Source organism: Pseudomonas putida, from assembly GCF_026625125.1.
Classification (GTDB): domain Bacteria; phylum Pseudomonadota; class Gammaproteobacteria; order Pseudomonadales; family Pseudomonadaceae; genus Aquipseudomonas; species Aquipseudomonas putida_X.
Window position 1 is genome coordinate 4,953,134 of sequence record NZ_CP113097.1, and the last position, 26,776, is coordinate 4,979,909.

Here is a 26,776-nt window from a genome sequence, read left to right on the forward strand (position 1 = left end):
GGCAAGCCGGCTCCCACCGGTATAGCGCAAAGCTTACGGCCTGCGCGGTCCCTGTGGGAGCCGGCTTGCCGGCGATGGGCTGCGTAGCAGCCCTGAAACGCTAAAAACCGGCAACAGATCAGAACGAGGCGTTGGCCAGGCCGTCCAGGTAACGCTCGACATCCAGCGCCGCCATGCAGCCGGCACCAGCAGAGGTGATCGCCTGGCGGTAAACGTGGTCAGCCACGTCGCCTGCGGCAAACACACCTTCGACATTGGTGGCGGTAGCGTTGCCTTCACGGCCGCCATTGACCACCAGGTAGCCGTCCTTCAGGGTGAGCTGGCCTTCGAACAGCGAGGTGTTCGGCGTGTGACCGATAGCGATGAACACGCCGTCGACCTTGATTTCGTCGCTGCTGCCATCGTTGTTCTTCAAGCGCGCACCGGTCACGCCCATGTTGTCACCCAGCACTTCATCCAAGGTAGCGTTGAGCTTGAGCTCGATCTTGCCTTCGGCGACGCGGGCGTTGAGCTTGTCGACCAGGATCTTTTCGGCGCGGAACGTTTCGCGGCGGTGCACCAGGGTTACCTTGCTGGCGATGTTGGCCAGGTACAACGCCTCTTCCACGGCGGTGTTACCACCGCCAACCACTGCCACCGGCTTGTTGCGGTAGAAGAAGCCGTCGCAGGTAGCGCAAGCCGAAACACCCTTGCCCATGAAGGTTTCTTCCGACGGCAGGCCCAGGTAGCGCGCGCTGGCACCCGTGGCGATGATCAGCGCGTCGCAGGTGTACTTGCCGCTGTCACCCTGCAGGGTGAAGGGCTTGTTGGCCAGGTCCACGGCGTTGATGTGGTCGAAGACGATCTCGGTCTCGAAACGCTCGGCGTGTTCCTGCATGCGCTGCATCAGCGCCGGGCCGGTCAGGCCATGGGGGTCGCCTGGCCAGTTGTCGACTTCGGTAGTGGTGGTCAGTTGGCCGCCAGCCTGCATGCCGGTGATCAGCAGCGGCTTGAGGTTGGCGCGGGCGGCGTACACCGCCGCACTGTAACCGGCAGGGCCGGAACCGAGGATGATGACGCGCGAATGACGTACTTCAGACATGTCGAACTCCTGTCGAGCGGGCCTCAGGGGCCGGCATCGGTATACCGGCTGCGCCAGCTGGAAATTAAAAAGGACCCACGCAGCACTTGGGGAAGGCTACAACGCGCAGGTCCGAAACCTGAAAGTTGAGCGCACTGTAGCGAGGTGGCAGAGATTAAGGAAATATCCTTCGACAATCCACCTCATAGGCACCCTCTATACGTCAATTTCACCTACGAAAAAGGCCCTGGCGCTTTTGTTACAGGCAGTTTCCCGCACGCTGCCCGCCTTTCGTCGGCGCGGCAAAGCCGGTAAGGTCAGCGCGTTTTCCCTTCTCTGCGGAGCGTCTCGATGCAAGCCCCTGTCCTCTCCGGCCCCCAGTACCTGCGCGAAGGCCTGAAACTGGTGCTCAGCCCCAATCTGCGGTTGTTCGTGCTGCTGCCGTTGGCGATCAACCTGCTGCTGTTCGGCGGCATGATCTACTTCGCCGGCCACCAGTTCGGCCTTTGGCTCGATGCCCTGTTGCCAACCCTGCCCGACTGGCTGAGCTTTCTCAGCTACATCCTCTGGCCGCTTTTCGTCGCCTTGCTGGTGCTGATGGTGTTCTTCACCTTCACCCTGGTGGCCAACATCATCGCCGCGCCTTTCAATGGTTTTCTGGCCGAAAAGGTCGAGGTGGTGGTGCGTGGCGAGGATAACTTCCCAGCCTTCAGCTGGGGCGAACTGGTGGCGATGGTGCCACGCACCTTCGGCCGCGAAATGCGCAAGCTCGGTTACTTTCTGCCACGGGCCATCGCGCTGTTCATCCTCTCGTTCATCCCGGTGGTCAACGTGATCGCCGCGCCGCTGTGGCTGATCTTCGGTGTGTGGATGATGGCCATCCAGTACATCGACTACCCGGCGGACAACAACAAGATGAGCTGGCAGGACATGCTGGCCTGGTTGCGCGAGAAGCGCTGGCAGTCGATGGGCTTCGGTGGCATCACGTACCTGGCGTTGCTTATACCAGGCGTAAACGTGCTGATGATGCCGGCTGCGGTGGCCGGGGCGACGCTGTTCTGGGTGAGAGAGCGCTAGCGAGACATATGTACGGCTAGCCGCATTACCCGCCATTGTCTACTGATTATCGGGCCGCACCTTCGCAGCCCGATAATCAGGAGTTGAACACTATGAACGATGATAAAGACTATTTGGACCTGTCTGGCATTCCTGAGCACCTGCAAGGCTTCGAGATTCTCAAGCACAAGGCCAACTGGCGGCTAAATGAAGCGTTGCAGGCCCAAGGCATCGATTTTCCGGCCTCCGCGCTGTTCGTCAACAGCGTCAATGCCCCAAATGAGCAGGTGGTGACTCACAGCGCCTCGCTGGTAATCCTGCTGGTCGAGGCTGTGCAAAACAATGAGCATCCGGTCATCAGGGGTGAGACCAGCGGCGTCTTCGGTGTCGCGCATTCGTTCGCTGACGAGCACCGCATCGATGGCAAGTACGCCAGTATCGAAACCTTCGCTACCATTGCCAGTGACGTCTACGAGCAACTGACTGCCTGACCCATGACGGCGTACCCGGCGCCTATCTGCTCCGGGTATTTGGCGTTGTCATGCGGCAACCGTCTCAATGGCTCAGCTGGCTGGAAAACTGCCCCACCGCATCCACCACTTTCTTCGCCCCCTCCTGAATTTCGACGATCACGCCTCCGGTATCCGCCGCCAGCGCAAGCCCCTGTTCGGCCTGGCGCTTGCTGGTATCGATGATGTCCACCGCCGCCTGGGCCAATTGCTCATTCTGCTGCACGACCTTGGCGATCTCTTCAGTAGCGGTACTCGTACGTGAAGCCAACTGGCGCACTTCGTCGGCGACCACCGCGAAGCCACGCCCCTGCTCCCCGGCACGCGCGGCCTCGATGGCGGCGTTGAGCGCCAGCAGGTTGGTCTGGCCGGCAATATCGCTGATGGTCTTGATGATCGCGCCGATCACCTTGGACTGCTTGTCCAACGCCTGGATACCTTCCGCGGCGTCCTGCATCGAGCCCTCCAAGCCGCGCATCACCTCGACGGTCTGGGTCACCACATCGGTAGCCTTGCGCGCGCTGCTGTCGGTTTCGAGCGAGGTGGTGTAGGCGATGTCCGCTGCCTGCGCCACGGCTTGCTCCTGATTGACCTGGTCGGTGATCACGGTGGCGAACTTCACTACCTTGTACAGCACATCATGAGCATCGATGATCGGGTTGTAGGAAGCCTCCAGCCACACGGTACGGCCATGGGCATCGATCCGCTTGAAGCGGTCGGCCACGTACTCACCGCGGCGCAGCTTGTCCCAGAACGCCTGATAGCCCGCCGAGTTGGCTTCTTCCGGCTCGCAGAACATGCGGTGATGCTTGCCGCGAACCTGCTCCAGGCTGTAGCCCACCGTTTGCAGAAAGCGGTCATTGGCAGTCAGCACCAGGCCGTCAAGATTGAATTCGATCACCGCAGTGGAGCGCATCAATGCCTTGATGAGGCTTTCGTGTTCGCGCGAGGTCTCGATGGTGCGGGTCAGGTCGCTGGAGTGCATGGAGAAATGCCTGATGCGCCCATCACTGCCCTTGACCGGTTGCAGGATCGAGCGCAGCCAGGCTTCTTCGCCGTTGCCACGCAGCAAGCGGAAGGCCCCATTGAGGTGTTCGCCGCGGTGGATAGCGCTTTTCATGCGCTGGTAGAGGTCGAGCTTCTTCACATGTTCCGGCACGATTTCTTCGATACTGCGCCCGATCAGTTGCTCGCTACGGTACAGCATCTCTTTCTCGAAGTTGCCGTTAACCAGCTCGATACGCCCTTGTGGGTCGAGCTGGAGCACCAGCATTTCGCTGTCCAGGCTGTTCTTGATCTGCTCGATGGAATGAAGCTCCTCGCGCAGTTGCTGGATTTCTTTTTTGAGCTTGCTGTTGAACATCACCGCTCCCGGAGCGCGTCACCTGATCAGATGCATCTTCATCGGCTGCCTATCAGGGCTCTTGAGTGCTGCTCAAGGAAATATTCATCCCACTGAAACGGCCGGCGATCAGGCGTCACGGGCGCGTCACAAGGCTGTCACATGGGCGCAACGCGGCGAGCGGAAACTTTTTTCATGAACACACCAGCCCTGCGCATCACCCTCGTCAGCGAAACCTTCCCACCCGAAATCAACGGCGTGGCCAATACCCTTGGCCAACTTGGCGATGGCCTGCGACAGCGTGGCCACCAGGTCGAGATCGTACGGCCACGCCAGGCCGGCGAATTGCCTGCAGGCGACGATCAGCACCTGTTGCTGTGCCGCGGCTGGGGCCTGCCGGGATACCCGGGGCTGCAATGGGGCGAAGTGTCGATGCACACGCTATTGCGGCGCTGGCGCCGGCAGCGCCCGGATGTGCTGTACATTGCCACGCAAGGGCCTCTGGGGCTCAGCGCATTACGGGCGGCCCGGCGCTTGGGCGTCCCGGTGGTCAGCGGTTTCCATACCAATTTCCCGCAGTATTGCGGCCGGTATGGCCTTGGCCTGCTGGCGCGGCTGCTCACCCATTACTTGCGTTGGTTCCACCGACGCACCGGTGCCACCTTGGTACCCAGCGCCAGCCAGAAACTGGAACTGGAGCGGCGTGGCTTCGAACGCCTGGCGTTGATGGCCCGTGGGGTGGACGCCTGCCTGTTCAACCCGACCAGGCGCAGTCAGCCGATGCGTGATACCTGGGAGTTGGGCCCTGAAGACATCGCCGTACTGCACGTTGGGCGCCTGGCGGCAGAAAAGAATCTGGGCCTGCTACGCCCCTGTATGGACGCCCTGAAGAAGACTTATCCACACAAGCGGCTGCGCCTGATCGTGGTCGGTGACGGCCCGCAGCGCGCGGCGCTCGAACAGCAGTTGCCCGATGCCGTGTTCTGTGGCGCCCAGCGGGGTGAATCACTGGCCGAGCACTATGCCAGCGGCGACCTGTTTCTGTTCCCCAGCCTGACCGAGACTTTTGGCAATGTAGTGCTCGAAGCCATGGCCTCGGGGCTGGCGGTGGTGGCCTATGATGAAGCCGCCGCCGCCCAGCATATCCGCCAGGGGCACAGTGGCGCCCTGGCCATGCCCGGGGATCAGGTGGCGTTCATCGATGCCGCCTGCTGGCTGCTCGAAGAAAGCGAAACCCTGCGCCGGGTCCGTCTGAATGCCCGCCAGCACGCCAGCCGCCAAGGCTGGCCGGCGATCGTCGAGCAATTCGAGACGCACCTGTACAACGCTTGCCTGCTAGCGCGCGCGGGTAGCGAGCCCGCAGGCACCGCCCTGGCGGTCAAGCCAGGGTCGCCAGCGCCTCGCGGCTGAACGGCAGCACCTGTGCTTCGCGGCCTTCGCGAACCTTCTGCGCCCATTCGGCATCCACCAGCAAAGCCCGGCCTACGGCCACCAGGTCAAATTCCTCATCACCCAGGCGGCGCAGCAAACCTTCGAGGCTCGCAGGCTTGGCCACCTTGTCGGTATCGACCATGAACTGCAGGAACTCGCCGTCGAGCCCGACGCTACCCACGGTAATGGTCGGTTTGCCAGTCAGCTTGCGCGTCCAACCGGCGAGGTTCAGCTCGGAACCTTCGAACTCCGGCTCCCAGAACCGTCGCGTCGAACAATGAAAGATATCCACACCCGCGTCGGACAGGGGCTTGAGGAACGCGGCCAGGGCCTCAGGTGTTTCAACCAGGCGGGCGCTGTAATCCTGCTGCTTCCATTGCGAGAAGCGGAAGATGATCGGGAAGTCAGGGCCCACAGCTGCCCGCACGGCCTGGATCAGCTCGATGGCAAAGCGCGAGCGGCCGGCCAGGTCGCCGCCGTACTCATCCTCGCGGCGGTTGCTGGCTGCCCAGAAGAACTGGTCGATCAGATAGCCGTGGGCGCCATGGATTTCCACGCCGTCCATGCCGATGGCCTGGGCATCGCGTGCTGCAGCGGCGAACGCGGCGATCACCTCACGGATATCATCGTGTGTCATGCCATGCACCAGCACCTGGCCATCCTTGGCCTTTTCGCTTGGCCCATAGCCCGGCACTTCCGGGTCCGGCTCGGTGCCCAGGCGGCGAACCGCACCCACATGCCACAACTGCGGCACGATACGCCCACCTTCGGCATGGACAGCATCGACTACGCGCGCCCAACCGGCCAAGGCATCTTCGCCATGAAAACGCGGGACATGGGCATAACCGTTGGCAGCCTTGTGTTCGACCGTGGTGCCTTCAGTGATGATCAGGCCCACACCTGCAGCGGCGCGACGGCGGTAGTACTCGACCACGCCGTCGTGCGGTACGCCGCCAGGGCAGAAGGTACGGGTCATCGGCGCCATCACGACACGGGTCGGCAACTGGAGCGCGCCGAGGGTGAATGGCTGGAACAGGGGGTTGGTGGACATTGGGCGCTTCCGTCTGGGTGAGGAAATACGCCTGAGGTTAGGGCCAGTGGAAGGCATGGCCCAGCATTATTGATCGGGGTGATTCTGCGGTATCGCTGGGGGCGCGAAGCGGCCCCAGGGATCGTCAGCCCAACGCTTTCTCGATGGCTTGCACCACGGTCGGATCATCCGGCGCCGTACGCGGTGCGAAACGCGCCAACACCCGCCCGTCCTTGCCCACCAGAAACTTTTCGAAGTTCCAGCTGATATCGCCAGGAAACTCCGCGCCCTCACCCGCCAGCAGGCGGTACAGCGAATGACGCTGCGGCCCGTTGACCTCGAGCTTGGCCCCCAACGGGAAGCTCACGCCATAGTTGAGGCTGCAGAACTCCTGGATTTCCTTCTCGCTGCCCGGCTCCTGGCCGGCGAACTGGTTACAGGGCAAGCCAAGCACGTTGAAGCCCTTACCCTTGAACTGCTGCTGCAGCTTTTCCAGCGAAGCGTATTGCGGCGTCAGGCCACACTTGGAGGCGACATTGACCACCAGCACTACCTGGCCCTTGAACGGTGCCAAAGGCAGGTCCTGGCCGTTAAGCGCCTTTAACGTCAGGTCGTGAAATGCACTCATGATGAATCCCCTCTCAGGTTCCCGGTTGCCGCTGGGGCGAACAGCGCCCACTAAAAAGGCGCTCATCCAAGCCGTGCACCTCGCGGGGAGGTATGTCGGCTTGTCCGAGCGCCTGGCGACTTTCTGAGCTTAGCGCAGAAAATCAGTGGTGATGGCCACCTTCACCGTGGACGTGACGGTGAGCGATTTCTTCTTCGCTGGCATCACGCACGTTGACGACCTTGACCTGGAAGTTCAGACGCTGGCCGGCCAGCGGGTGGTTGCCGTCGACAGTCACGTCGTCGCCGTCCACGTCACGGATGGTGACGATCTGCATCTGGCCGTCCGGTGCCGAGGCATGGAACTGCATGCCCACTTCCACTTGGTCGACACCTTCGAACATGCTGCGGTTCAGGGTGCTGACCAGTTCGGCCAGGTATTCGCCGTAAGCGTCTTCAGGCTCGACGCTGACGTTCAGTTCGTCGCCAGCCTGTTTGCCTTCCAGGGCTTTTTCCAGGCCCGGGATGATGTTGGAGTGGCCGTGCAGGTAGACCAGCGGCGCGCCACCGGCGGAGCTGTCGATGGTCTCCCCGGCGTCGTTGGTCAGGGTATAGTCGATGGAGACTGCCTTGTTGGCGGCGATCAGCATGGGGCAAGACCTTTTGCAAAAGAATGTAGAGCGCACAAGTGTAACCAACGCATCGCCCGATTGCGAACGCAGCGCGGCGGCTGGGAGATCCATCAGTCGGATCATGGGCTTTCACCAGGACCACGAAGGCCACTGGGTGGTCGAGCTGTCCTGCGGCCACACCCAGCACCTGCGCCATCAGCCACCGTGGCAGGCACGCCCGTGGGTGCTCGACCCCCAGCAACGTGCACTGCGCATTGGCCAGGCTTTCGCCTGTGGCTGGTGTGCACAAGAGGCCGATAGCGATACCCTTGGCCGTTGATTCCTTGCAACGCTTATTCCGAGAAGCACGCATGCAGACATTTTTCATTGCGCCGACCGACTTTGGTGTCGGCCTGACATCCATCAGCCTCGGCCTGGTGCGCACGTTGGAACGCGCCGGGCTCAAGGTCGGTTTTTTCAAGCCGATCGCCCAGCCCCACCCTGGGGATACCGGCCCGGAACGCTCCAGCGAACTGGTCGCACGCACCCACGGTATCAAGCCGCCAATGCCGCTGAGCCTCGCTCAGGTCGAGCGTATGCTCGGCGATGGCCAGCTCGACGAGCTGCTCGAAGAAATCATCCGCCTTTACCAGCAGGCTTGCGTGGGCAACGACGTGGTGGTGGTCGAAGGCATGGTGCCGACCCGCCACGCCAGCTACGCAGCACGGGTCAACCTGCACCTTGCCAAGAGCCTGGATGCCGAAGTGATCCTGGTGTCGGCGCCAGAAAACGAAGTGCTCAGCGAACTGTCCGGGCGGGTCGAGTTGCAGGCCCAACTGTTCGGTGGCCCGCGCGACCCGAAAGTGCTCGGGGTGATCCTCAACAAGGTCCGCACCGACGAAAGCATGGCCGAGTTCGCCGCACGCCTGCGCGAGCACTCGCCGCTGCTGCGCGGCAACGATTTCAGGCTGCTCGGCTGCATCCCCTACCAACCCGAACTCAACGCCCCGCGCACCCGTGATGTGGCCGACCTGCTTGGCGCCCAGGTGATCAATGCCGGTGACTACGAGCAACGGCGCATGAACAAGATCATCATCTGTGCACGCACCGTGGCCAATACCGTGCCGTTGCTTACGCCAGGCACCCTGGTGGTGACCCCGGGCGACCGCGACGACATCATTCTGGCGGTGAGCCTGGCCGCGATCAACGGCGTGCCCCTGGCCGGCCTGCTGCTGACCAGCGACAGCAAGCCCGATGCACGCATCCTCGGCCTGTGCCGCGGCGCGCTGCAGGCTGGCTTGCCGATCCTCTCGGTCAGCACCGGTTCGTACGACACGGCCAACCAGCTCAACTCGCTCAACCGCGAGATCCCGGTGGACGACCGTGAGCGCGCCGAGTTCATCACCGATTTCGTCGCCAGCCACCTCGACGCTGCCTGGCTGCACCAGCGCTGTGGTACTCCACGTGAGCTGCGCCTGTCACCTGCAGTGTTCCGCTACCAGCTGATACAGCGGGCGCAGCAGGCCAACAAACGTATTGTCCTGCCCGAAGGCGCCGAACCCTTGTTGGTACAGGCCGCTGCGATCTGCCAGGCGCGGGGCATCGCCCGCTGCGTGCTGCTGGCCAAGCCCGAGGACGTCGAAGCGGTGGCCCGTGCGCAGGGGATCACACTGCCCGCGGACCTGGAAATCCTTGACCCTGAGTTGGTTCGCGGGCGCTATGTCGAGCCGATGGTCGACCTGCGCAAAAGCAAGAACCTCAATGCGCCGATGGCTGAGCAACAGCTGGAAGACCCGGTGGTGATCGGCACCATGATGCTTGCGCTGGAGGAGGTCGACGGCCTGGTGTCCGGCCTGGTGCATTCCACCGCCAACACCATCCGCCCTGCCCTGCAGCTGATCAAGACCGCACCCGGGGCCAGCCTGGTGTCTTCGGTCTTTTTCATGCTGTTCCCCGAGCAGGTACTGGTGTACGGCGACTGCGTGATGAACCCGCACCCCAGCGCCAGCGAGCTAGCTGAAATCGCGCGGCAGAGCGCTGAATCGGCGCAAGCCTTCGGCATTGCGCCACGGGTGGCGATGATCAGCTATTCAAGTGACTCGGCGAGCGACGAGGAAGTCGAGAAGGTGCGCGAAGCAACGCGCCTGGCACAAGAGGCCGAGCGGGGCCTTGTGATCGACGGCCCGCTGCAGTACGACGCTGCCGCCAACCCGGCCATCGCCCGCCAGTTGGCGCCGAACAGCCAAGTGGCAGGGCGCGCCACCGTGTTCGTGTTCCCAGACCTGAACACTGGTAACACCACCCACAAGGCGGTGCAACGCAGTACCGATGGCGTTAGCCTGGGGCCAATGCTGCAAGGGCTGCGCAAACCGGTGAACGACCTGCCGCGGGGCGCTCAGGTGGACGATATCGTGCACACGATCGCGCTGACAGCCATTCAGGCCAGCGTGGTGCGTTGAAACCGGGGGCTGCTTTGCAGCCCAATCGCCGGCAAGCCGGCTCCCACACGGGTCCGTGGCGCATTCAGATTGGACTGTGGGAGGCGGTGCAACGCAGTACTGATGGCGCTAGCCTGGGCTGCTCTGCAGCCCAATCGCCGGCAAGCCGGCCACACGGGTCCGTGGCGCTTGCGATCCCGGTGGGAGCCGGCTTGCCGGCGATTGGGCCGCACAGCGGCCCTGCTGGTTCAAGGGTACTGCTGCACCTGCCCCTGCTGATCGTACTGTTGGCCAGGGATAGGCTTGAGGTTGACCTCGACGCGGCGGTTCTGCGCACGGCCATTGGCATCGGCGTTGCTCGCGATCGGCTGGTCCGGGCCCATGCCACGCACCGACACGCGCGATGCGTCCACGCCTTGCGAGGTCAGATAGGTGCTCACTGCCTGGGCACGGCGCTGCGACAGGTCCATGTTGTGCTGGCGACTGCCGGTGCTGTCAGTGAAACCAACCACTTCGATGGTGTTCTGGTTGAACTGCTTGAACGAGGTAGCCAGGTTGTTCAGCGGCGAGTAGAAGCTTGGTGCGATGTTCGCCGAATCGGTGGCGAACGTGATGTTGCCCGGCATGATCAGCTTGATCTGATCGCCCTGGCGCTGCACTTCGACGCCGGTGTTGGCCATCTGCGCACGCAGTTCGGCTTCTTGCTTGTCAGCGTAGTAACCGTAACCCGCGGCGGCAGCACCTACCGCAGCGGCGCCGATCAGCGCGCCCTTGCCACGGTTGTCATGGTCGATGGCGGCACCGGCGATGGCGCCGGCCAGCGCGCCCAGGCCGCCGTACTTGGCGGTCTTGCTCATCCCGGTCGAACCACCTTGCGCCTGACCTTGGCTGTCGTAGGGGTTCTGGCCGGCACAGCCGGTCATCAGGGCTGCAGCGGTTGCGACGATAATCAGGCGACGCATGGTGAACATGGACAAGCTCCTACAATAATTCGTGTGTGCGGCACATCGTGAATGCATCTATGCCAGCCTTGGATCGCGCCTGGGCAAAAAAATTCCATGACGAACTGTTCATGCTGGCTCAGGCCCGCACGAACGGGTTCTCACGCATCTCGTCACCCAGCCGGGTATCAGGGCCGTGGCCGGTGACCACGATTGCATCTTCATCCAGACGATACAGCCGCTCCTTGATCGAGCGAACGATAGCCCGCTGATCGCCGCCCCACAAATCGGTACGGCCGATGCCACGCCGGAACAGGGTGTCCCCGGCCACCAACAGCTTGGCGTCAGCGAACCAGAAACTCATCGAACCCGGCGTATGCCCGGGCGTGTGCAACGCCACGCCACAGCCGCAGGCCAGCGCTTCATCGTCACCCAGCCAGCGGTCTGGCGAGGGCACCGGGGTATAAGGGACACCGAACATCTGGCACTGCATCTCCAGGTTGTCCCACAGCACTTGGTCGTCCTTGTGCAGGTGCAAGGAGGCACCGGTCAGCTCCTTGAGCTTGCCCGAGGCGAGGAAATGATCGAAGTGCGCATGGGTGTGGATGATGCTCACCAGGGTCAGGCCGTGGGCCTGCAGGCGGGCGAGGATCTTCTCCGGGTCACCACCGGGGTCGACGACGATGGCCTTTTTGGTCAGCGGATCGCCGATCAGGGTGCAATTGCACTGCAATGGCCCGACGGGGAAGGTTTCGCGGATGAGGGTAGTTGGGGCAGTGTTCATGGGGGCTCCTGACGACTGCCTGGATGTTATCGTTGCCCGCCCCAGAGAGGCAATTATGCGGTTTTGTCGAGGATCGAACGCCTGCCTGGAAATCTTCAGGGCCTGTGAAATCGCGCCTAAGGCAGATACAACCTGAACAAGCCCCCGCCAAGCGCGCCACCATTGGCGATCTCGATCCGCCCCCGCACGCCATCGCGCTCATGCAGCGCAGCGATGCGCGCGGCGAAATACAGGCCTAGCCCGGTACTGCCGCTTCGAGCATCGATGCCCTGTACATAATCCTGCTGCCGCTCAAGCATGCGGGCCGGATAGCCAGGGCCGTCATCGTTGACGCTGATCACCAATTGCTCGTTTTCTTCCGCGATGCTGATCAATAGCGCATGGCCAGCATAGCGAGTGGCATTGGTGATCACATTGGCAATCACCGAAGCGACCAGTTCCCGGTCGAAGAAACCCAGCGGATTTTCGCTGTCGATGCGCCAGGTGGCGAGAATATCGTTGTGCTCCAGCACTTGCTGATGAGCCGCCAGCTGCGCTTCGATGAAGTCGTCCAGCTCGTGATAGTCCGGGCACACCGGCAGCTGGTTGACGCCCAGTTTGTACAAGCCCAGCATTTGTACCAGCATGCCATTGAGGTGGCGGAATTCGTGCTCGATCACGCCCTGCTCGGTTCCCCCGCGCAGCTCCTCGGGCAGGCGCGCCAGCCACTGGTCGTGGGACTGGATCAGCGCAGACAACGAGTTTTTCAGGTCGTGCACGGTGGAGGCGATCACCGTGGAAAAATCCAGCCCCTGATTGTCCTGGCTCATGCGCCGAACACCTTGATGTGCAGTTTGCGGTAACGGTCATACCGGCTGTCGCTGGCAGGGATACCCGCGACGCTGGTCAGGCAATTGCGACACTCCTGCATGATTGCCGGCGGTGTGGCTTCGCCACCGATGCGCAACAGCGCCTGGGCAGTGTTCAGGGCGATGCTGATGTTCTTCGGTTGCAGTGACAGGGCCTTGCGGAACATCTGCAGGGCTTCATTGAGCTGCCCGGCCTGATAGCTGCGTACACCCTGGCGGTTGAGGTCCACCGCTTCGGTAACCGCCCCGAGCACAGTGGGGTCATCCGTCAGCTTGGCCACACTCTGCATGACCTTGGGGTCATCGCCGTAGGTTTCCACACAGCCCTTGAGGATCGTACCGCCGGCGTCTTCCTGGCCCAGCGCCTGCAGCTGTTTGGCCACGGTGAGGGCGGCTTCGACCGAGAAGAACTGGTCCATCTTGTCCAGCCGCTGCAGGGCCTGCTCGGTCAGCTTGGCGGCGGTCTCTGCATCACCGGCCTGCTGCAGGCTGGCAGCCTTCATCAAGCGCGCACGCACTTGCAGGCCCTGATCCTCGACGTTGTCCTTGGCCACCTCGCTGAGCACGGTGTTGATCTCGACCCGGGTACGTGCATCCAGGCCGAAGCCGGCGTTCTTGTTCATCAATGCCTGCACCAGCCCAAGGTTGCTTTCTGCATCCTTGTAGCGCGAGCTCTGGCCTTGGTTCACCGCATGGCGAAACGCCTTCGAGGCGCTTTCGAAGTCTTCGTTGTCCAGCGCCAGTTTGCCCAGCGCGGCCTGGCGGCGTACTGCCAGGGGCGACAGGCGCACGGCTTCTTCAAGCATGTTCTGCGCGCGCTTGGTCTCGCCTTGGGCCACCAGAACATCCGCCATGCCGTCGTAAAGCCCGGGCATGATCGGGAAGGCCTTGAGCGCCTGCTCATAAACGCCCTGGGCCTGGGCATGCTGGCCACGCTTGTGCATCAGGCTGCCCAATGCCGCATACACCCACGGCTGCGGACGGCTGGCGAGAATGCCCTTGAGGAATTTTTCCAGCTCGTCGAAGCGGTTCAGATCGCGCAAAGCATCAGCCCGGTAACGCAGGCACAGGGGCGCGAAACGCGGGTCCTTCTTGCACAACTCGGCGCACGCTGCCAGCACTTCGGCCGGGCGGCCACGGTCCAGGGCCTGCAGGATCGGCTTGAGCAAGGTCTTGCGCTGCGTCAGCTTGTCCAGGCGCTGAGCCAGGCCTACCCGGTTGAACGGTTTGGTCAGGTAGGCATCGGGCTCGTGCTCCAGGGCGCTGAGCACGATGGCCTGGCTACTCTCGGCGGTCACCATGATGAACACGCACTCATGGCTGATCAGCTTGTCGAGGATCATGTCCTCCAGCACTTGCTGGCCGTTCTTCTTGCCATCCCCAAGGTGGAAATCCTGAAGAATGTAGTCATAGCGCTTTTGCCCGCACATGCGCAGGGCCTGCTCACCGCTGTCGGCAGTGTCGACGTCACGCACGCCCAGCTCGCGCAGCATGGAGCGCGTCGACGTGCGAAAGTCGGTGAAGTCATCGACGATCAGAAAGCTCTTTTGCCCGTACTGCAGCATCAACACGACCTGTATTGGATGATGGGAGGGTGGCGTGCGGCGATGCATACCGCCGAAACGTGTATCGGCAGGCAGGCGCAAAAGATGAGGGCAGGCCGTGCAGCAGCCAGAGGCTGGCCTGGGCGGTCGTTTATCCGGCCAGGCTGTCAACGGCCGGCGTCAGGCCAGCAGGCCCAACGACTTGGCCCGTGCCACCGCCTGGGTACGCCGCTCTACCCCGAGTTTGCTGTTGATATGGCTGGCGTGGGTCTTGACCGTGTGCAAGGAGATGAACAGGCGCTCGCTGATCTGCTGGTTCGAGCAGCCTTGGGCGATCAACTCCAGCACTGCCAGCTCACGACCACTCAGCGCCTCGCACGTGCCGCTACTCGGCGCCGCCAGCTCGGGCAGACGAGCCAGCAGCTCCACCTGAACCTTGCAGGCGGGCCGTGCGAGCAGTTGCTCGCGAAGCCACAGCGGATGCTGCTCGATCAACCACTGAAACGGCTGCATCACCCCGCCTTGGGCTGCTGCCAGGGCCACGGGCAAACGCTCGGCAGCCTGCGCCTCGGCCCCCTGCTCCAACGACAAGGCGATCCATTGGCACAGCGCGCTGAGGGTCAGCATCATGCCGCCGCTGACCTGCCCGCGCTCGACCAGGCCGCGCAGGCGCCCAGCGGCATCCTCACTGCGGCCTTGGATGCGTTCGAGCAAGGCCTGCTGCAGCTCGATGTGCAGCGGTAACAACGGGTGGAACTCCGGCGCCGCCGCCGGCTGTTCGCCACCGTACGTCTGGCCCAGGCGCAGCAGCCAGGACTCGGCCAGGTCGATACGCCCCTGCGCCAGCCACAACTCGCACTTCACCAGCGTGATCATGGCCAGGTAGAAGATCGGCGGCACATCCCAGATATGCATCAGCCTCTCGGCTTCGGCCAACTCGGCGAAGGCGTCGGCGTAGCGCCCTTCACGGCCGTCGAGGGTTGCGATCACGCAGTGGCCTATCAGCACGCTGATGTCGCGGCAGGCGCGCGCCTCGCCCAGCCCCGCACGCAAGCGCGCACGCCCTTGCGCAGGTTGCAGGCGCGTCACCAGCAGGTAACCCTCGTACAACGTCAGCCGCGCGCGCACGGCATACAGCCGCTGCGCCGAGAGGCCCTGAAGGCGTTGCAGCCCTTGCCGTACTTCATCCAGCGCGCGCAGTGCCTCGCCCCTGGCATGCAGCACCCGGGCACGGTCATAGTGCGCCAAGGCTTCGAACAAAGGGTTGCCAACCCGCTGGGCCAGCTCCAGCGCCTCGCGGTTCCAACCACGCGCTCGCCAGAAGTCGCCATCGGCAATGGCCAGGTTGGACAGCGTCGACAGGCACACCAGACGCTGCCCGTAACGTTTGCAAGGCAGGCTTTGCAGCGCCTCACCACAATAGGCCAGGGTGCGTTCGCGATCACCGCGGCCACGTGCGATCACCCCGCTCAAGGCCAGCCACTGGGCCAGCATGGAGCGTTGCGCGGTGGCTGAAGGCGCTGGCAAAAAGCGGCTGAGGTAGCTTGCCAGCTCTTCGGCGGCGTCCAACTGGCACGCCAGGCCCAGCGCCCAGCTGTACAGCACGATCAGCCGGGGCGTACTGATCAGCAGGCTGTCGGGCAAGTCCATCTTCCAGCGCAGCAGCATGCCGACGTTCTGCTCGGCCAGCAGTTGCTCCTCCGACAGGCTCTGCACCAGGTCAGCGGCAACGTCCAGATGGCCAGCCCGCAGGGCTTGCTCCACCGCTTCGTCAAGCAGCCCCTGAGCCTGGAACCAACGGCAGGCACGCAGGTGCAGGTGCGCCTGCGGTTCGTTGGACTGGCGGCTGCGTAACAGGTCGGAGAACAGGTGATGGTAGCGATACCAGAGGCCATGCTCGTCCAGCGGCACCAGAAAAACCTGGTGCGCCTGCAGGTAATGCAGGATGGCCGCGCTGTCGTCGCGCTCGCGCAGGGCATCGCACAACGCCGCGCAAAAGCGCTCCTGGCACGCCGTGTCGAACAGAAACGCCTGCACGTCTTCCGGCAGGATTTCGATGACTTCTTCCAGCAGATAATCGCGGATCAGCCCTTCGCCGCCGTGCAGAGCCTGGGGCAGCGCATGCTCGTCGCCGGACTCGCTGGCTGCCAGTTGCCAGAACCGCAATCCGGCAACCCAGCCGTCGCTGCGCTGGATCAGGTTGTCCAAGGCCTGGCCGCGCAGGCCTGTAGGCTGGCGACCGATAACGGCCAGGGCCTCGTCGGGCGTCAGGCGCAGCTCCTGCTCGTTGATCTCGACCAATTGCCGCGAGAGCCGCAGCCGCGCCAGGTGCCAGTCTGGCCGCTGGCGGCTGGTGACCAGTAATACCAGGCCACCTGGCAAGTGGTTGAGAAAAAACTGCAGGCAGCGATCGAGCACTGGCCCTTGGGCCAGGTGATAGTCGTCCAGTACCAGCAGCAGCGGTGTGTCGGCGTGCAGGTACATCGCCAACTCGTCGAGCAGGCCGTCGATCCATTCCTCGAAGGCGAAGGGTTGGTGGCGCTGGCGCATTTTCAGCAGGCCCATGGCCTGGCCGCCCAACGCCGGGCAGTACTGCTGCAGGCCCTCTAGCAAGCGTTCGAGAAAACGGCCCGGGTCGGCATCGCGCTGGCTCAGCCCCAGCCAGAGACTGCGCCAATGGTCGGGCAGCGCCTCGCAGAATTCCATGGCCAAGGAGCTCTTGCCAAAGCCTGCTGGTGCATTGACCAGCAACAAACGGCCGCCGAGACCAGCCTGCAAGCGCTGGCACAGGCGCGCACGCGGCACGTGGCCGTGCGGCAGCGGCGGCCGGAAGAAACGCCCGTCCAGCAGGCCCACGGCCTGGCTGGCGACTCCATGCGTACGGGACAAATCAGTCATGGCCGGCTCGTTCTGATTGGAAGACTACGGCAGTACGGATTGTTCCGAGACTAGCGGGTAATGCGGAGCATTTGAAGATGATGGGCGCAAATGGCCCGTAAAAGACTACGACAAAAAAAGACGGGGCTGATTGACAGAGGGCTGGCGCCCGGTTTAGCGAGATATTCACCCGCTTTATGACTGCGCCGGCGACTCAATGGCGGGGCCGTAACAGAAACGCCCCGGCAAGCCGGGGCGTTCTGGGAGTATCACAAGGGGTGAAACACTAGCGGGTCAGCGAATACCCGACTGGCGCAGCGCAGCTGGCTGGAAATCTGCCTTGCTGGCGCTGAAGCCGAAGTCGTAGGCGCGCTTCTCCTCGTTCTTCATGCCCAAGGCCAGGTAACGGCCCGATTGCAGGTCGTAGATGGCCTCCAGGGTGTACCACGGTACCTGCACGTTGTAGTAATCCTGGGCGTGCGCCTCGGAAACCCGCCACAGCTGGCCGCGGCCGTCATACTGGTCGATCACCGCTGCCTGCCAGGTGTCCTCGTCGATATAGAAGTCGCGCTTGGCATAGATGTGGCGCTGGCCCGGCTTGAGCGTCGCGACCACATGCCAGACCCGGCGCAGCTCGTAACGGGTCAGGTCCTGATTGATGTGACCGGCCTTGAGGATGTCGGCGTACTTGAGCTTCGGATCGTCGAGCTTGTAAGCGTTGGAGGCGATGTACATCTCCTTCTTGCCTTCAAGCTTCCAGTCGTAGCGGTCTGGCGCACCGTTGTACATGTCCAGGTTGTCCGAGGTACGCAGGCCGTCGGCTGCGGTACCTGGCCCGTCATACGACACCTGCGGTGCCTGGCGCACGCGACGCTGGCCGGCGTTGTAGATCCAGGCCTTGCGTGGCTCTTTCACCTGGTCGAGGGTTTCGTGCACCAGCAGCACGGTACCGGCCAGGCGTGCCGGTGCGGTCACCTCCTGCTTGAAGTAGAAAAGGACGTTGCCCGGGTTGTTCGGATCGAAGTCCTTCATCTTGTCGCGAAAGACGAACTGGTCGGCGAAGTACACCAGGCTGTAGGAGCCGTTCTGCTGCGGCGTGGCCTGGGTTACCAAACGGCTGACGCTGCCGCCACGGTAGCGGGTGATGTGGTTCCAGATAACCTCGATGCCACTCTTGGGAATCGGGAATGGCACGGCGGTCTGGAAGTCGTTCAGGCCGTTGCCGCCTTCGACCAGCGTGGTCGCAGTGGCATTCTTCTTGATGGCGGCGAACACATCGTCAGGTACCGTGGAACCGCGGTGGGTCTTGTACACCGGGATCTTGAAGGTTTCCGGGTAGCGCTTGAACATTGCCACCTGGCCTGGCGACAGCTTGTCCTTGTACTGGTCAACGTTCTGCGCGGTGATGGTGAACAGCGGCTTGTCGCTGGCATAGGGGTCGGAAAGGAAACCCTTGGCATCGACGCTGCCTGCAGTCTTTGACAGCGGCTGCCACGGGCCGATGGAACCGTCGGCGTTACCGGCCTTTTCCGCGCCCATCGGGGTCAGGGTGCTGCCCAGCTTTGCCGCTTCATCGGCGGAAACCGCAGCCATGACGCTGGTTGCCAGCAGGGACAGGCCCAGTACACCGGCTTGCAGCAGACTTCTGGTCTTGTTCATGTCGTGTCGTCCTGGATCTGTGTGCTTAGAAGTTCACGCCGAAGCTGAGGGCGACGAAGTCGCGATCATCCACGGTGCTGTACTTGCCGTCGAAGAAATTGGTGTACGACAGGCTCGCGGTGTAGGTGTTCTGGTATTCGGCATCCAGGCCCAGGCTGACGGCCTTGCGACCTTCCTCGAAGTTGCCACCAGGGCCGGGCGAATAACCGGATACGTCATGCGACCAGGCCACGTTGGGCTTGAGGTTGACCCCGGCAAACACGTCGTTGTAATCCCAGATGACCCGGGCGCGGTAACCCCAAGAAGTGCTGGTGGTATAGCCGTCGTTTTCGCACTTGCGGTTCAGGTTGGCGGTCGAGGCACCAGCACCGGCGCCAGCGATGGTGCTAGCATTGAGCGCCTGGCAGGTGTCGGCGCCACCCGTGGCTGGCAGTGGACCAGGGCCGAACACAGGATCACGGCCGTAGCGGGTTTCGCGCGCGTTTTCCAGGCCACCGACATGGGTGACCCCCAGTTCGCCGACCACCGTCATGCGGCTGGCACCCATCACCTGGTCAAAGAAGTGCGTCAGGGTGGTCTGGAACTGAGTGATTTCTTTGCGGCGGTAACCGTTCAGGTCTTGCCCTGGCGTGCCAGTGAGCAGCGAGGCGTTGCTCAACGCGCCACCTATTGGACGCACCCCAGCGAACAGGATATCGGTAGTGTTCAGCTGCACTGGCGCATTCGGGCGGTAGCTGATCTCACCACTCCATGCGGTACCGGTGGGCAGCGTGGTGGAGAAGCTCAGGCCATACAGGCGGATGTCTTCAGGGTACTCGACGAAGTACTGGGAGTTACCCGCCACGATCAGCGGTGCCAGGGCACGCAGCTGCGCTGGCAGCGCGCTCAGGCCTGCGAACACCGATGGCGATGCACCGGTTGCACTGAAAATGGGCGCCCGACTGTGATAGTTCATGAAGTAGGCACCGAACTCGGTGTCCAGCGGATCGAACATGTAGCGTAGGGCGACACCGAACTGGCCGCTGTCGCGGGCGTCGCGGTCGGCGCCACGGGCCACCATCACCCCTTCCTCGTTAATGTTCACGCCACGGGTGGCAAGAAACTGCCGGGCGGCTGCAGGCACTGTGCGGCTGCTGTTGAGCACGCGCAGGTTGTCGGTGCAGCCATCAGCAATGATGTCGGGCTGCGAGAAGAAGGTACCGCAGTTATCTACGACGGTCTGGTCCCACTCGATCTGGTAGAAGGCTTCGGCCGAAAGGTTGTCGGTCAGGCTCTGCGAGATGTAGAACATGTTGACCGGGATCAGGCCTTCCTTGATCTCCGCACCAGGGCGGCGGAAGGCGGACACGTCGATCGGGTTGATCGAGTTGATACCACCGCCGATGAACGTGCTTTCACCCCAGCTCACCACCTGCTTGCCCAGACGCACCGAGCCGGGCTGATCACCGATCGAGTAGTTGTGGTAGACAAAGGCATCGAGCAGCTGGGAACCGGAGGACTTGGCGCCCTCCTTGCGGTTGGAGTCACTGATGTCCTTGAACTCGCGGTTCTCGTCCTTGAGTTCGAAGTCGTACCAGTACTTGCCCCGCACGAAGATGCCGGTGTCACCGTACTTCAGCTCAAGATCATGGATGCCTTTGAAGATCTTCGAGAAGGTTTCGCCTTTCTTGAAATTGAGGTGACCATCGTCAGAGGTTTGCGAAAGGCCTTTGCCGCCGTTATTGACCCCGATCAGGTTGCTGTTCGGGTTGGCGGTCGACCAGCTGGCCCCGACAGAGAGCGACGAGTCGAACTGGCCTTCGATTTCCCCGATGTTGAAACTGACCGCGAAAGCAGGGCTTGCGAGCGTGGAAGCAAGGCTGACGGCCAAAGGCAGCTTGGCCCGACGCCAGAACGGGTATGCAGATGTCATCGACGCTACTCCATGTACTTTTTTGTTATGGCAGTGAGTCCTTTCAAGAACGGCCCGTGCGACCGGTGTTCGGGCTTGCGCCCGTGACGACACGTGTTGCGCGTGTCGCCCTCCCCCATTCCTGAAAATCCCCTGGCCCCGACTATAGCCAGCCGACCAAGGTGCTTGATCCCTCTAAAGTGTGATTTGCATTCCCTTGGCCAATTCGCCCTGGCGTGTAACCAGGTTGCGCACCGGCAGTGCTCAAGCATGGCCGATTTTTACTGAATGGCAAGGTGCCAGCCGCTCTGGCCTGCGGGTCGTGTCGCGGGGCACACGACCCGCCATGCGGCTACAGCGTGGAAAGGAAGGCGCTGTTACTTGCCTGCCATTGGACGATGTCCTGGCGGATGCGCTTCTTGTCGAGTTTCCCGACACTGGTCTTGGGAATTTCTGTAACAACGGCGATCTGGCAGGGAATCGCCCACTTGTTGATGTGCCCTTGTTCCACAAACGGCTTGAGGTGCTCCTTCAACGCCTTGGCATCGACCATCTGGCCGTCACGCACCACCAGCAGGGCGAACGGGCGCTCACCCCACTGCGGGTCGGCGACCCCAACCACGGCAACTTCACGCACATCAGGATGGCGGCTGATCAGGTCCTCGAGGTCCAGAGAGGAAATCCATTCGCCCCCGGTCTTGATAACGTCTTTGATGCGGTCGCGGATATCTATGTAACCCATGCCGTCGAGCGTGGCGACGTCACCGGTGTGCAGCCAGCCACCCTGCCACAGCTCCTCACTTTTCTGCGGTTCCTTGAAATAGCCCATGGTCAACCACGGGGCACGCAACACCAGCTCGCCTTGAGTCTCGCCATCTGCCGGGAGGAAATTGCCATCGCCATCGACGATCGCTGCCTCCACCAGTGGCACCGGCACACCGGCCTTGATGCGGTAGGTCACGCGTTCGTCTTCGCTGCCGGCCTGCAGCTCATCGTTCAGGTGCGCGGCAGAAATCAGCGGGCAGGTCTCGGACATGCCATAGGCTGCAGTCAGCTGAATGCCCCGGGCCAGCGCCGCCTGATAAAGCGAGCGGTTGAGCGCGCTGCCACCGATGATGATCTTCCAGCCGCCGAAGTGCTGGCCCTGGGAGCTCGGGCAATTGAGCAACATCTGCAGGATGGTGGGTACGCAGTGCGAGAAGGTGACCTTTTCGTCCCGCCACAGCTTGATCAGCATGTCGGGCTCGTAGCGGCCCGGGTACACCTGCTTCATGCCGAGCATGGTGGCCGCATACGGGATACCCCAGGCATGCACGTGAAACATCGGGGTGATGGGCATGTACACATCATTGCTGCCAAGCAGGCGGACGCTGTCGATACTGCCGGTCACCGAAGCCTCGGCCAAGGTGTGCAGCACCAACTGGCGATGGGTGAAGTAAACGCCCTTGGGGTTACCTGTGGTGCCGGTGGTGTAGAACGTGGTGGCGACCGAGTTCTCGTCGAAGTCCGGGAAGTCGTACTGCGCGCTGGCCGCAGCGAGCAACTGCTCGTACTCGCCCACCAGGTTCGGCAACTCGGCGGTCTTGTCCGGGCCATCGGTCAGCAGCAGGGTCTTGTCGACCGTGGTCAACTGCCCGGCAATGGACTGGTAAAGGCCGACAAAATCGCTGTTGACCAGCACGAAGCGGTCCTCGGCGTGGTTCATGGTGTAGAGGATCTGCTCAGGCGACAGGCGCACGTTGATGGTGTGCACCACCGCGCCGATCATCGGGATGGCGAACATGCATTCCAGATAACGGTGGCTGTCCCAATCCATCACCGCCACGGTGTCACCGGCCTTGACCCCGGCTTCGGTCAGCACGTTGGCCAGGCGGGCGATACGTTCGTTGAGCTGTGGATAAGTCAGCCGCAACTGGTCGCGATAGACGATTTCGCGGGTCTTTTCATAGCGGCTGCCGGACATCAGCAGGCGTTTGATCAGCAGAGGAAAGCTGTAGGCGCCCTCGGCGGGCTTGATGATGCGGGTCTGCAGCATGGTTATCCCTTCTTGAAAAGCTGGCCGGACAAGTCTGCTACCTACTGTAGTTCGTCAATGTGACGGTCAAATCAGCCGAAGGAATGATTTGGCTGCGCGAGGTATGAGTGGCATTGTGCGGTCGATGGACCAACCCTTGCCCTGCCACTGGAGCCGTACCTATGCCCAGCCCGCGTCGCGCCGTGTTTCTCGACCATAAATCCCTGGACCTTGGTGACCTCGACCTGTCACCGCTGCAGAGCCAGTTCGACGCCTTCGAACTGTACGACGCCACCCGCCCGGATCAGGTAGCCGAGCGCCTGCAGGGCGCCGTTGCAGTGATCAGCAACAAGGTCATGCTCGACGCCAACGCCCTGGCTGCCAACCCACAGCTCAAGCTGATCCTGGTCGCCGCCACCGGCACCAACAACGTCGACCTGGCTGCCGCCCGCGCCCAGGGCATCACGGTCTGCAACTGCCAGGGCTACGGCACACCCTCGGTGGCACAGCACACCCTGGCCCTGCTGCTGGCGTTGGCCACGCGCCTGTGCGACTACAACCGGGCGGTGGCCGAGGGGCAATGGGCCAAGGCCAGCCAGTTCTGCCTGCTGGACTTCCCGATCGTGGAACTGGAAGGCAAAACCCTGGGCCTGCTCGGCCATGGTGAACTCGGTGGCGCCGTCGCGCGGCTGGCGCAAGCCTTTGGCATGCGCGTGTTGAGCGGGCAGATCCCCGGGCGCCCGGCGCGGGACGACCGCCTGCCGCTGGATGAATTGCTGCCGCAAGTCGATGCCCTGACCCTGCACTGCCCTCTCAACGAACACACCCGGCATATGATCGGTGCACGTGAGCTGGCCTTGCTCAAGCCCGGCGCGCTGGTGGTCAATACTGCCCGCGGCGGCCTGATCGACGAGCACGCCCTGGCTGAAACCCTGCGTCGCGGCCATCTGGGCGGCGCTGCCACCGATGTACTGAGCGTCGAGCCACCGGTCAACGGCAACCCGCTGTTGGCCAGCGACATCCCACGCCTGCTGATCACACCGCATAGCGCCTGGGGCGCGGTGGAGTCGCGCCAGCGCATCGTCGGCCAGCTCAGCGAGAACACCCAGGCATTCTTTGCCGGCCAGCCACGCCGCGTGGTCAGCTGAGCGCAAGGGCAGGCTCTGCTACACTGCGCCACTTTTTTCAGGAGGCGTCGTCCATGGACCCGCGCAGTGAAGTTTTGCTCCGCCAGGCGGAGCTGTTCCAGGGTCGGCTGCTGATTGCCGGCGCCCCCGCCGATGACCTGCTCGGCCAGTTGCCGCAGGCTCAGGCCTGGACGTGGCATGCGGGCGATCAGGCCATGCTCGACGCCCGCTTTGCCGGGCGCAGCCATTACGGCGTCGACGTGCCGCCGGTCCCCTTCGAGGCGGCAGTGCTGTACCTGCCCAAGTCGCGCGAACTGGCGGCCTACTTGGTTAACGCACTGGCATCACGCCTGGGCGGTGGCGAACTCTATCTGGTGGGCGAAAAACGCGGCGGCATCGAAGGCGCGGCCAAGGTTCTGCAAGCCTTGGGCAAACCACGCAAGCTCGACAGTGCCCGGCATTGCCAGCTGTGGCAGGTCACCGTGGACAACGCGCCCGAAGCCAAGCCCCTGGAAAGCCTGGCCGAACGCTTTACGCTCGAGCTGGAGGACGGCCCCCTGCAAGTGGTCAGCCTGCCTGGGGTGTTCAGCCACGGCCGTCTGGACCGCGGCACGGCGTTGCTGCTCAAACACTTGGATAACCTGCCCGTGGGCCATGTACTGGACTTCGGTTGTGGTGCCGGCGTACTCGGCGCCACGGTCAAACGCCGTTACCCCCAGAGCCGGGTCACGATGCTGGACGTGGACGCCTTCGCCGTGGCCGCCAGTCGCCTGACACTGGCGGCCAATCAGCTGGAAGGTGAAGTCATCAGTGGCGACGGTATCAATGCTGCGCCCGGCGACTTGAGCCTGATCCTGAGCAACCCGCCGTTCCATACCGGTGTGCATACCAACTACCAGGCTTCGGAAAACCTGCTGAAAAAATCAGGGCAACATCTGCGAAAAGGCGGCGAAATGCGCTTGGTTGCCAATAGTTTCCTGCGTTATCAGCCGCTGATCGAAGGCGCTCTGGGCAACTGCCGGACCTGCGCCGAGGCAGACGGCTTTCGCATCTATCAGGCAACACGCTGACAAAAACAGGGCTTGCCCAAACCGTTTCGCCTAGGCAGAATCCGCACCGTCCTAGGGGAGTAGTCTCCCGCAAGCAACCTGCTTGCCCGGCACGCGTCAACACACTTGGCCCACAGGCCATGGCGCGTGCGACCCACGATCTGCGCAGACGGATCCGGGGTTTGACAAGACCTATGACACGCACACCTTACCCGGGGCGGGGAGGCTGTACGTGTCATAGCCGTGTCGACCCGCCCCCACAGGAATCCTGATGCTGGAATCTCTTCTCGTACCCACCGCGATCGTCGCGTTAGCCGAAATTGGCGACAAGACGCAGCTGCTCGCGCTCATTCTCGCTGCCCGTTTCCGCAAGCCGTGGCCGATCATCGCCGGCATCATCGCCGCCACCCTGGCCAACCATGCCGCAGCAGGTGCAGTGGGTGCCTGGGTCAGCGGGTTCTTCAGCGAGACAGCGCTGCACTGGATACTGGCTGCGAGCTTCACTGCGACGGCCCTGTGGACACTGGTGCCGGACAAGATGGATGATGATGAAAACCCTGCGCGACGTTTCGGCCCGTTCCTGACCACGCTGATCGCATTCTTCCTGGCCGAGATCGGTGACAAGACCCAGGTTGCGACGGTGATGCTGGCAGCTCAGTACCCGCACCTGATCATGGTCATCATCGGTACCACGCTGGGCATGCTGATTGCGAATGTACCGGTAGTCCTTGCGGGCAATTTTGCCGCAGAAAAGCTGCCGCTGACGCTGATTCGCCGCCTCGCCGCGACCGCCTTCATCGTGCTGGCAATCGTCGCAGTCTACTCGGCCATGAAAGCCAGCGGCTGGGTGGGGGCCTGAGCTGCAAGCTTTAAGCTGCAAGCTGCAAGCTGTACGAGAGAGGCAGACATACGCGTACTGCTCTTGCTTGTAGCTTGTAGCTTGTAGCTTGTAGCTTGCAGCTTGCAGCTTGCAGCTGCTGTTACTTCTTGGCGGCCTGGTACAGAGGCATGACTTTGGGAATCGCTGCCTGCAACGAGGCTATCCGGCTCTCGGACGCCGGGTGAGTGCTCATGAACTCAGGCGGCGCGCCTTCGGACGCCTTGCTCATCTTGTTCCACAAGGTGATCGCGGCATTCGGGTCGTAGCCGGCACGCGCCGACAGCTCCAGGCCGATCAGGTCAGCTTCGTTTTCATTGGCACGGCTGTTGGGCAGGGTCATCGCGTAGTTCACCACCTGGTCTGCCAGCGCAATACTGTTCTGGCCAAGGCCAAACAACGCACCTGCACCCTGGCGGGCCATTTCCACGCCATAAGCCTTGGACATCGCTTCGCGGCTGTGCTCACGCAAGGCATGCGCGATTTCATGGCCAACCACGGCGGCAATCTCGGCATCGGTGAGCTTGAGCTGGTCGATCAGACCGGTGTAGACGATGATCTTGCCGCCAGGGCCGCAGTTGGCGTTGAGCTCATCGCTCTTGATCACATTGACCTCCCACTGCCACTGCGCGGCATCAGGACGGAATTTCGGCGCCTGAGCGATCAGCCGGTCGGCAATCGCCTGCACGCGCTTGGCATCAGCGCTGGTCTTGTCCAGCACGCCCTTGCTCGACGCTTCGCCGAGGGTCTGCTGGTACGACTGGGCGTACATCTGGTTGACCTCATCGGTCGAGAGCATGCTGAACATGTACTGCTTGCGCTCAACGCCCACAGCACCCCCGCTGGTGGTATTGACCGCCTGGCAGCCAGCCAGCAGGATGCCAGCACTCAACAGGCTGACGACAAAAGACTTACGCATGAAAACACTCCCTTTTTACATGCGGGATATCCTAGGCCGAGTCGCCCATGCGCTACCAGAGCCGCAGGGAAGATTCTTGACATCCGTTACACCTGCGCTCGCACTCACGCCACCTTTGGGCTTTCACACACTGCAGCACGCCGGCATTTGACCGGCGTACTGA

22 protein-coding genes and 1 riboswitch are annotated in these 26,776 nt (G+C 62.7%); of the genes, 8 read left to right on the top strand and 14 right to left on the bottom strand.

Features of this window, described 5'->3' with window-relative positions; translation table 11 throughout:
* Positions 1 to 118: 118 nt before the first annotated feature.
* On the bottom strand, positions 119 to 1,081 hold the full coding sequence (gene trxB, locus OSW16_RS22760) for a thioredoxin-disulfide reductase (RefSeq protein ID WP_003247318.1): 963 nt from the start codon (positions 1,079 to 1,081) through the stop codon (positions 119 to 121).
* Positions 1,082 to 1,411: 330 nt separating this feature from the next.
* Between trxB and cysZ the strand changes: the two genes are divergently transcribed.
* The gene (cysZ, locus tag OSW16_RS22765; protein ID WP_241806360.1) at positions 1,412 to 2,137 is read left to right on the top strand and encodes a sulfate transporter CysZ; all 726 of its coding nucleotides are present in this window, start codon (positions 1,412 to 1,414) and stop codon (positions 2,135 to 2,137) included.
* 92 nt (positions 2,138 to 2,229) lie between these two features.
* On the top strand, positions 2,230 to 2,607 hold the full coding sequence (locus OSW16_RS22770) for a hypothetical protein (protein WP_267818694.1): 378 nt from the start codon (positions 2,230 to 2,232) through the stop codon (positions 2,605 to 2,607).
* Between the two features lie 64 nt (positions 2,608 to 2,671).
* On the opposite strand, the gene OSW16_RS26970 is transcribed toward OSW16_RS22770, so the two are convergent.
* Positions 2,672 to 3,988, bottom strand: coding sequence for a PAS domain-containing methyl-accepting chemotaxis protein (locus tag OSW16_RS26970; RefSeq protein WP_324288793.1), 1,317 nt, complete (start codon positions 3,986 to 3,988; stop codon positions 2,672 to 2,674).
* A 174-nt stretch (positions 3,989 to 4,162) separates the two neighbouring features.
* Between OSW16_RS26970 and OSW16_RS22785 the strand changes: the two genes are divergently transcribed.
* A complete protein-coding gene (locus OSW16_RS22785) occupies positions 4,163 to 5,377 on the top strand; it encodes a glycosyltransferase family 4 protein (protein ID WP_267818696.1) in 1,215 nt (404 codons plus the stop codon).
* On the opposite strand, the gene OSW16_RS22790 is transcribed toward OSW16_RS22785, so the two are convergent.
* From OSW16_RS22790 to OSW16_RS22800, 3 genes are all read right to left on the bottom strand, one after another.
* The gene (locus OSW16_RS22790; RefSeq protein ID WP_267818697.1) at positions 5,346 to 6,449 is read right to left on the bottom strand and encodes an NADH:flavin oxidoreductase; all 1,104 of its coding nucleotides are present in this window, start codon (positions 6,447 to 6,449) and stop codon (positions 5,346 to 5,348) included. The two genes, OSW16_RS22785 and OSW16_RS22790, sit on opposite strands and share 32 nt — an antisense overlap.
* Positions 6,450 to 6,573: 124 nt before the next feature.
* Positions 6,574 to 7,056 (bottom strand): glutathione peroxidase, encoded by a 483-nt coding sequence (locus tag OSW16_RS22795; RefSeq protein ID WP_046784531.1) that lies wholly within the window; start codon positions 7,054 to 7,056, stop codon positions 6,574 to 6,576.
* A gap of 142 nt (positions 7,057 to 7,198) precedes the next feature.
* Positions 7,199 to 7,684, bottom strand: coding sequence for an FKBP-type peptidyl-prolyl cis-trans isomerase (locus tag OSW16_RS22800; RefSeq protein WP_267818700.1), 486 nt, complete (start codon positions 7,682 to 7,684; stop codon positions 7,199 to 7,201).
* Between OSW16_RS22800 and OSW16_RS22805 the strand changes: the two genes are divergently transcribed.
* Positions 7,683 to 7,985 (top strand): DUF3565 domain-containing protein, encoded by a 303-nt coding sequence (locus tag OSW16_RS22805; protein ID WP_241806354.1) that lies wholly within the window; start codon positions 7,683 to 7,685, stop codon positions 7,983 to 7,985. The two genes, OSW16_RS22800 and OSW16_RS22805, sit on opposite strands and share 2 nt — an antisense overlap.
* 31 nt (positions 7,986 to 8,016) lie before the next feature.
* A complete protein-coding gene (gene pta / locus OSW16_RS22810; protein ID WP_267818702.1) occupies positions 8,017 to 10,104 on the top strand; it encodes a phosphate acetyltransferase in 2,088 nt (695 codons plus the stop codon).
* A 227-nt stretch (positions 10,105 to 10,331) separates the two neighbouring features.
* On the opposite strand, the gene OSW16_RS22815 is transcribed toward pta, so the two are convergent.
* The 8 genes from OSW16_RS22815 to OSW16_RS22850 all read right to left on the bottom strand — a co-directional run bounded on the left by OSW16_RS22815 (position 10,332) and on the right by OSW16_RS22850 (position 22,662).
* On the bottom strand, positions 10,332 to 11,054 hold the full coding sequence (locus OSW16_RS22815; RefSeq protein ID WP_241806352.1) for an OmpA family protein: 723 nt from the start codon (positions 11,052 to 11,054) through the stop codon (positions 10,332 to 10,334).
* Between the two features lie 109 nt (positions 11,055 to 11,163).
* Positions 11,164 to 11,808 (bottom strand): MBL fold metallo-hydrolase, encoded by a 645-nt coding sequence (locus OSW16_RS22820; protein ID WP_267818705.1) that lies wholly within the window; start codon positions 11,806 to 11,808, stop codon positions 11,164 to 11,166.
* A gap of 116 nt (positions 11,809 to 11,924) precedes the next feature.
* Positions 11,925 to 12,617 carry a sensor histidine kinase gene (locus OSW16_RS22825; protein ID WP_267818707.1) on the bottom strand — a complete coding sequence of 231 codons (693 nt, stop codon included), beginning with the start codon at positions 12,615 to 12,617 and terminating at the stop codon, positions 11,925 to 11,927.
* On the bottom strand, positions 12,614 to 14,221 hold the full coding sequence (locus OSW16_RS22830) for a tetratricopeptide repeat-containing response regulator (protein ID WP_241806349.1): 1,608 nt from the start codon (positions 14,219 to 14,221) through the stop codon (positions 12,614 to 12,616). The genes OSW16_RS22825 and OSW16_RS22830 overlap by 4 nt, the downstream gene beginning before the upstream one ends.
* Positions 14,222 to 14,380: 159 nt before the next feature.
* Positions 14,381 to 17,098: a LuxR C-terminal-related transcriptional regulator gene (locus OSW16_RS22835; RefSeq protein ID WP_267818710.1), complete on the bottom strand. Its 2,718-nt coding sequence runs from the start codon at positions 17,096 to 17,098 to the stop codon at positions 14,381 to 14,383.
* A 273-nt stretch (positions 17,099 to 17,371) separates the two neighbouring features.
* The gene (locus OSW16_RS22840) at positions 17,372 to 18,736 is read right to left on the bottom strand and encodes a DUF1329 domain-containing protein (protein ID WP_267818712.1); all 1,365 of its coding nucleotides are present in this window, start codon (positions 18,734 to 18,736) and stop codon (positions 17,372 to 17,374) included.
* A 25-nt stretch (positions 18,737 to 18,761) separates the two neighbouring features.
* Positions 18,762 to 20,648, bottom strand: a complete 1,887-nt coding sequence (locus tag OSW16_RS22845) for a DUF1302 domain-containing protein (RefSeq protein WP_241806346.1) — start codon at positions 20,646 to 20,648, stop codon at positions 18,762 to 18,764.
* Positions 20,649 to 20,979: 331 nt separating this feature from the next.
* Positions 20,980 to 22,662 (bottom strand): fatty acid--CoA ligase, encoded by a 1,683-nt coding sequence (locus tag OSW16_RS22850; protein ID WP_241806345.1) that lies wholly within the window; start codon positions 22,660 to 22,662, stop codon positions 20,980 to 20,982.
* Between the two features lie 161 nt (positions 22,663 to 22,823).
* Here OSW16_RS22850 and OSW16_RS22855 point away from each other — a divergent pair, with 161 nt between their 5' ends.
* The 3 genes from OSW16_RS22855 to OSW16_RS22865 all read left to right on the top strand — a co-directional run bounded on the left by OSW16_RS22855 (position 22,824) and on the right by OSW16_RS22865 (position 25,676).
* Positions 22,824 to 23,789 (top strand): 2-hydroxyacid dehydrogenase, encoded by a 966-nt coding sequence (locus tag OSW16_RS22855; protein WP_241806344.1) that lies wholly within the window; start codon positions 22,824 to 22,826, stop codon positions 23,787 to 23,789.
* A gap of 53 nt (positions 23,790 to 23,842) precedes the next feature.
* The gene (locus tag OSW16_RS22860) at positions 23,843 to 24,838 is read left to right on the top strand and encodes a class I SAM-dependent methyltransferase (RefSeq protein ID WP_267818715.1); all 996 of its coding nucleotides are present in this window, start codon (positions 23,843 to 23,845) and stop codon (positions 24,836 to 24,838) included.
* Between the two features lie 42 nt (positions 24,839 to 24,880).
* A riboswitch (yybP-ykoY riboswitch) is annotated at positions 24,881 to 25,000 on the top strand.
* A 91-nt stretch (positions 25,001 to 25,091) separates the two neighbouring features.
* Complete coding sequence (locus tag OSW16_RS22865) at positions 25,092 to 25,676, top strand: TMEM165/GDT1 family protein (RefSeq protein ID WP_267824099.1); 585 nt, start codon at positions 25,092 to 25,094, stop codon at positions 25,674 to 25,676.
* Between the two features lie 121 nt (positions 25,677 to 25,797).
* Here OSW16_RS22865 and OSW16_RS22870 read toward each other — a convergent pair whose 3' ends face one another.
* A complete protein-coding gene (locus OSW16_RS22870) occupies positions 25,798 to 26,613 on the bottom strand; it encodes a M48 family metallopeptidase (RefSeq protein WP_267818717.1) in 816 nt (271 codons plus the stop codon).
* Positions 26,614 to 26,776: the final 163 nt, after the last annotated feature.

Excerpts from the sequence above, each read along its gene's own strand:
- OSW16_RS22860 (WP_267818715.1), top strand. The coding sequence starts at position 23,843 with ATGGACCCGCGCAGTGAAGTTTTGCTCCGCCAGGCGGAGCTGTTCCAG.
- OSW16_RS22815 (WP_241806352.1), bottom strand. The coding sequence starts at position 11,054 with ATGTTCACCATGCGTCGCCTGATTATCGTCGCAACCGCTGCAGCCCTG.
- OSW16_RS22820 (WP_267818705.1), bottom strand. The coding sequence starts at position 11,808 with ATGAACACTGCCCCAACTACCCTCATCCGCGAAACCTTCCCCGTCGGG.
- cysZ (WP_241806360.1), top strand. The coding sequence starts at position 1,412 with ATGCAAGCCCCTGTCCTCTCCGGCCCCCAGTACCTGCGCGAAGGCCTG.
- OSW16_RS22835 (WP_267818710.1), bottom strand. The coding sequence starts at position 17,098 with ATGACTGATTTGTCCCGTACGCATGGAGTCGCCAGCCAGGCCGTGGGC.
- OSW16_RS22840 (WP_267818712.1), bottom strand. The coding sequence starts at position 18,736 with ATGAACAAGACCAGAAGTCTGCTGCAAGCCGGTGTACTGGGCCTGTCC.
- OSW16_RS22795 (WP_046784531.1), bottom strand. The coding sequence starts at position 7,056 with ATGAGTGCATTTCACGACCTGACGTTAAAGGCGCTTAACGGCCAGGAC.
- OSW16_RS22850 (WP_241806345.1), bottom strand. The coding sequence starts at position 22,662 with ATGCTGCAGACCCGCATCATCAAGCCCGCCGAGGGCGCCTACAGCTTT.
- OSW16_RS22825 (WP_267818707.1), bottom strand. The coding sequence starts at position 12,617 with ATGAGCCAGGACAATCAGGGGCTGGATTTTTCCACGGTGATCGCCTCC.
- OSW16_RS22800 (WP_267818700.1), bottom strand. The coding sequence starts at position 7,684 with ATGCTGATCGCCGCCAACAAGGCAGTCTCCATCGACTATACCCTGACC.
- OSW16_RS22845 (WP_241806346.1), bottom strand. The coding sequence starts at position 20,648 with ATGACATCTGCATACCCGTTCTGGCGTCGGGCCAAGCTGCCTTTGGCC.
- trxB (WP_003247318.1), bottom strand. The coding sequence starts at position 1,081 with ATGTCTGAAGTACGTCATTCGCGCGTCATCATCCTCGGTTCCGGCCCT.
- OSW16_RS22785 (WP_267818696.1), top strand. The coding sequence starts at position 4,163 with ATGAACACACCAGCCCTGCGCATCACCCTCGTCAGCGAAACCTTCCCA.
- OSW16_RS22790 (WP_267818697.1), bottom strand. The coding sequence starts at position 6,449 with ATGTCCACCAACCCCCTGTTCCAGCCATTCACCCTCGGCGCGCTCCAG.
- OSW16_RS26970 (WP_324288793.1), bottom strand. The coding sequence starts at position 3,988 with ATGTTCAACAGCAAGCTCAAAAAAGAAATCCAGCAACTGCGCGAGGAG.
- OSW16_RS22770 (WP_267818694.1), top strand. The coding sequence starts at position 2,230 with ATGAACGATGATAAAGACTATTTGGACCTGTCTGGCATTCCTGAGCAC.
- pta (WP_267818702.1), top strand. The coding sequence starts at position 8,017 with ATGCAGACATTTTTCATTGCGCCGACCGACTTTGGTGTCGGCCTGACA.
- OSW16_RS22805 (WP_241806354.1), top strand. The coding sequence starts at position 7,683 with ATGGGGCAAGACCTTTTGCAAAAGAATGTAGAGCGCACAAGTGTAACC.
- OSW16_RS22830 (WP_241806349.1), bottom strand. The coding sequence starts at position 14,221 with ATGCTGCAGTACGGGCAAAAGAGCTTTCTGATCGTCGATGACTTCACC.
- OSW16_RS22870 (WP_267818717.1), bottom strand. The coding sequence starts at position 26,613 with ATGCGTAAGTCTTTTGTCGTCAGCCTGTTGAGTGCTGGCATCCTGCTG.
- OSW16_RS22855 (WP_241806344.1), top strand. The coding sequence starts at position 22,824 with ATGCCCAGCCCGCGTCGCGCCGTGTTTCTCGACCATAAATCCCTGGAC.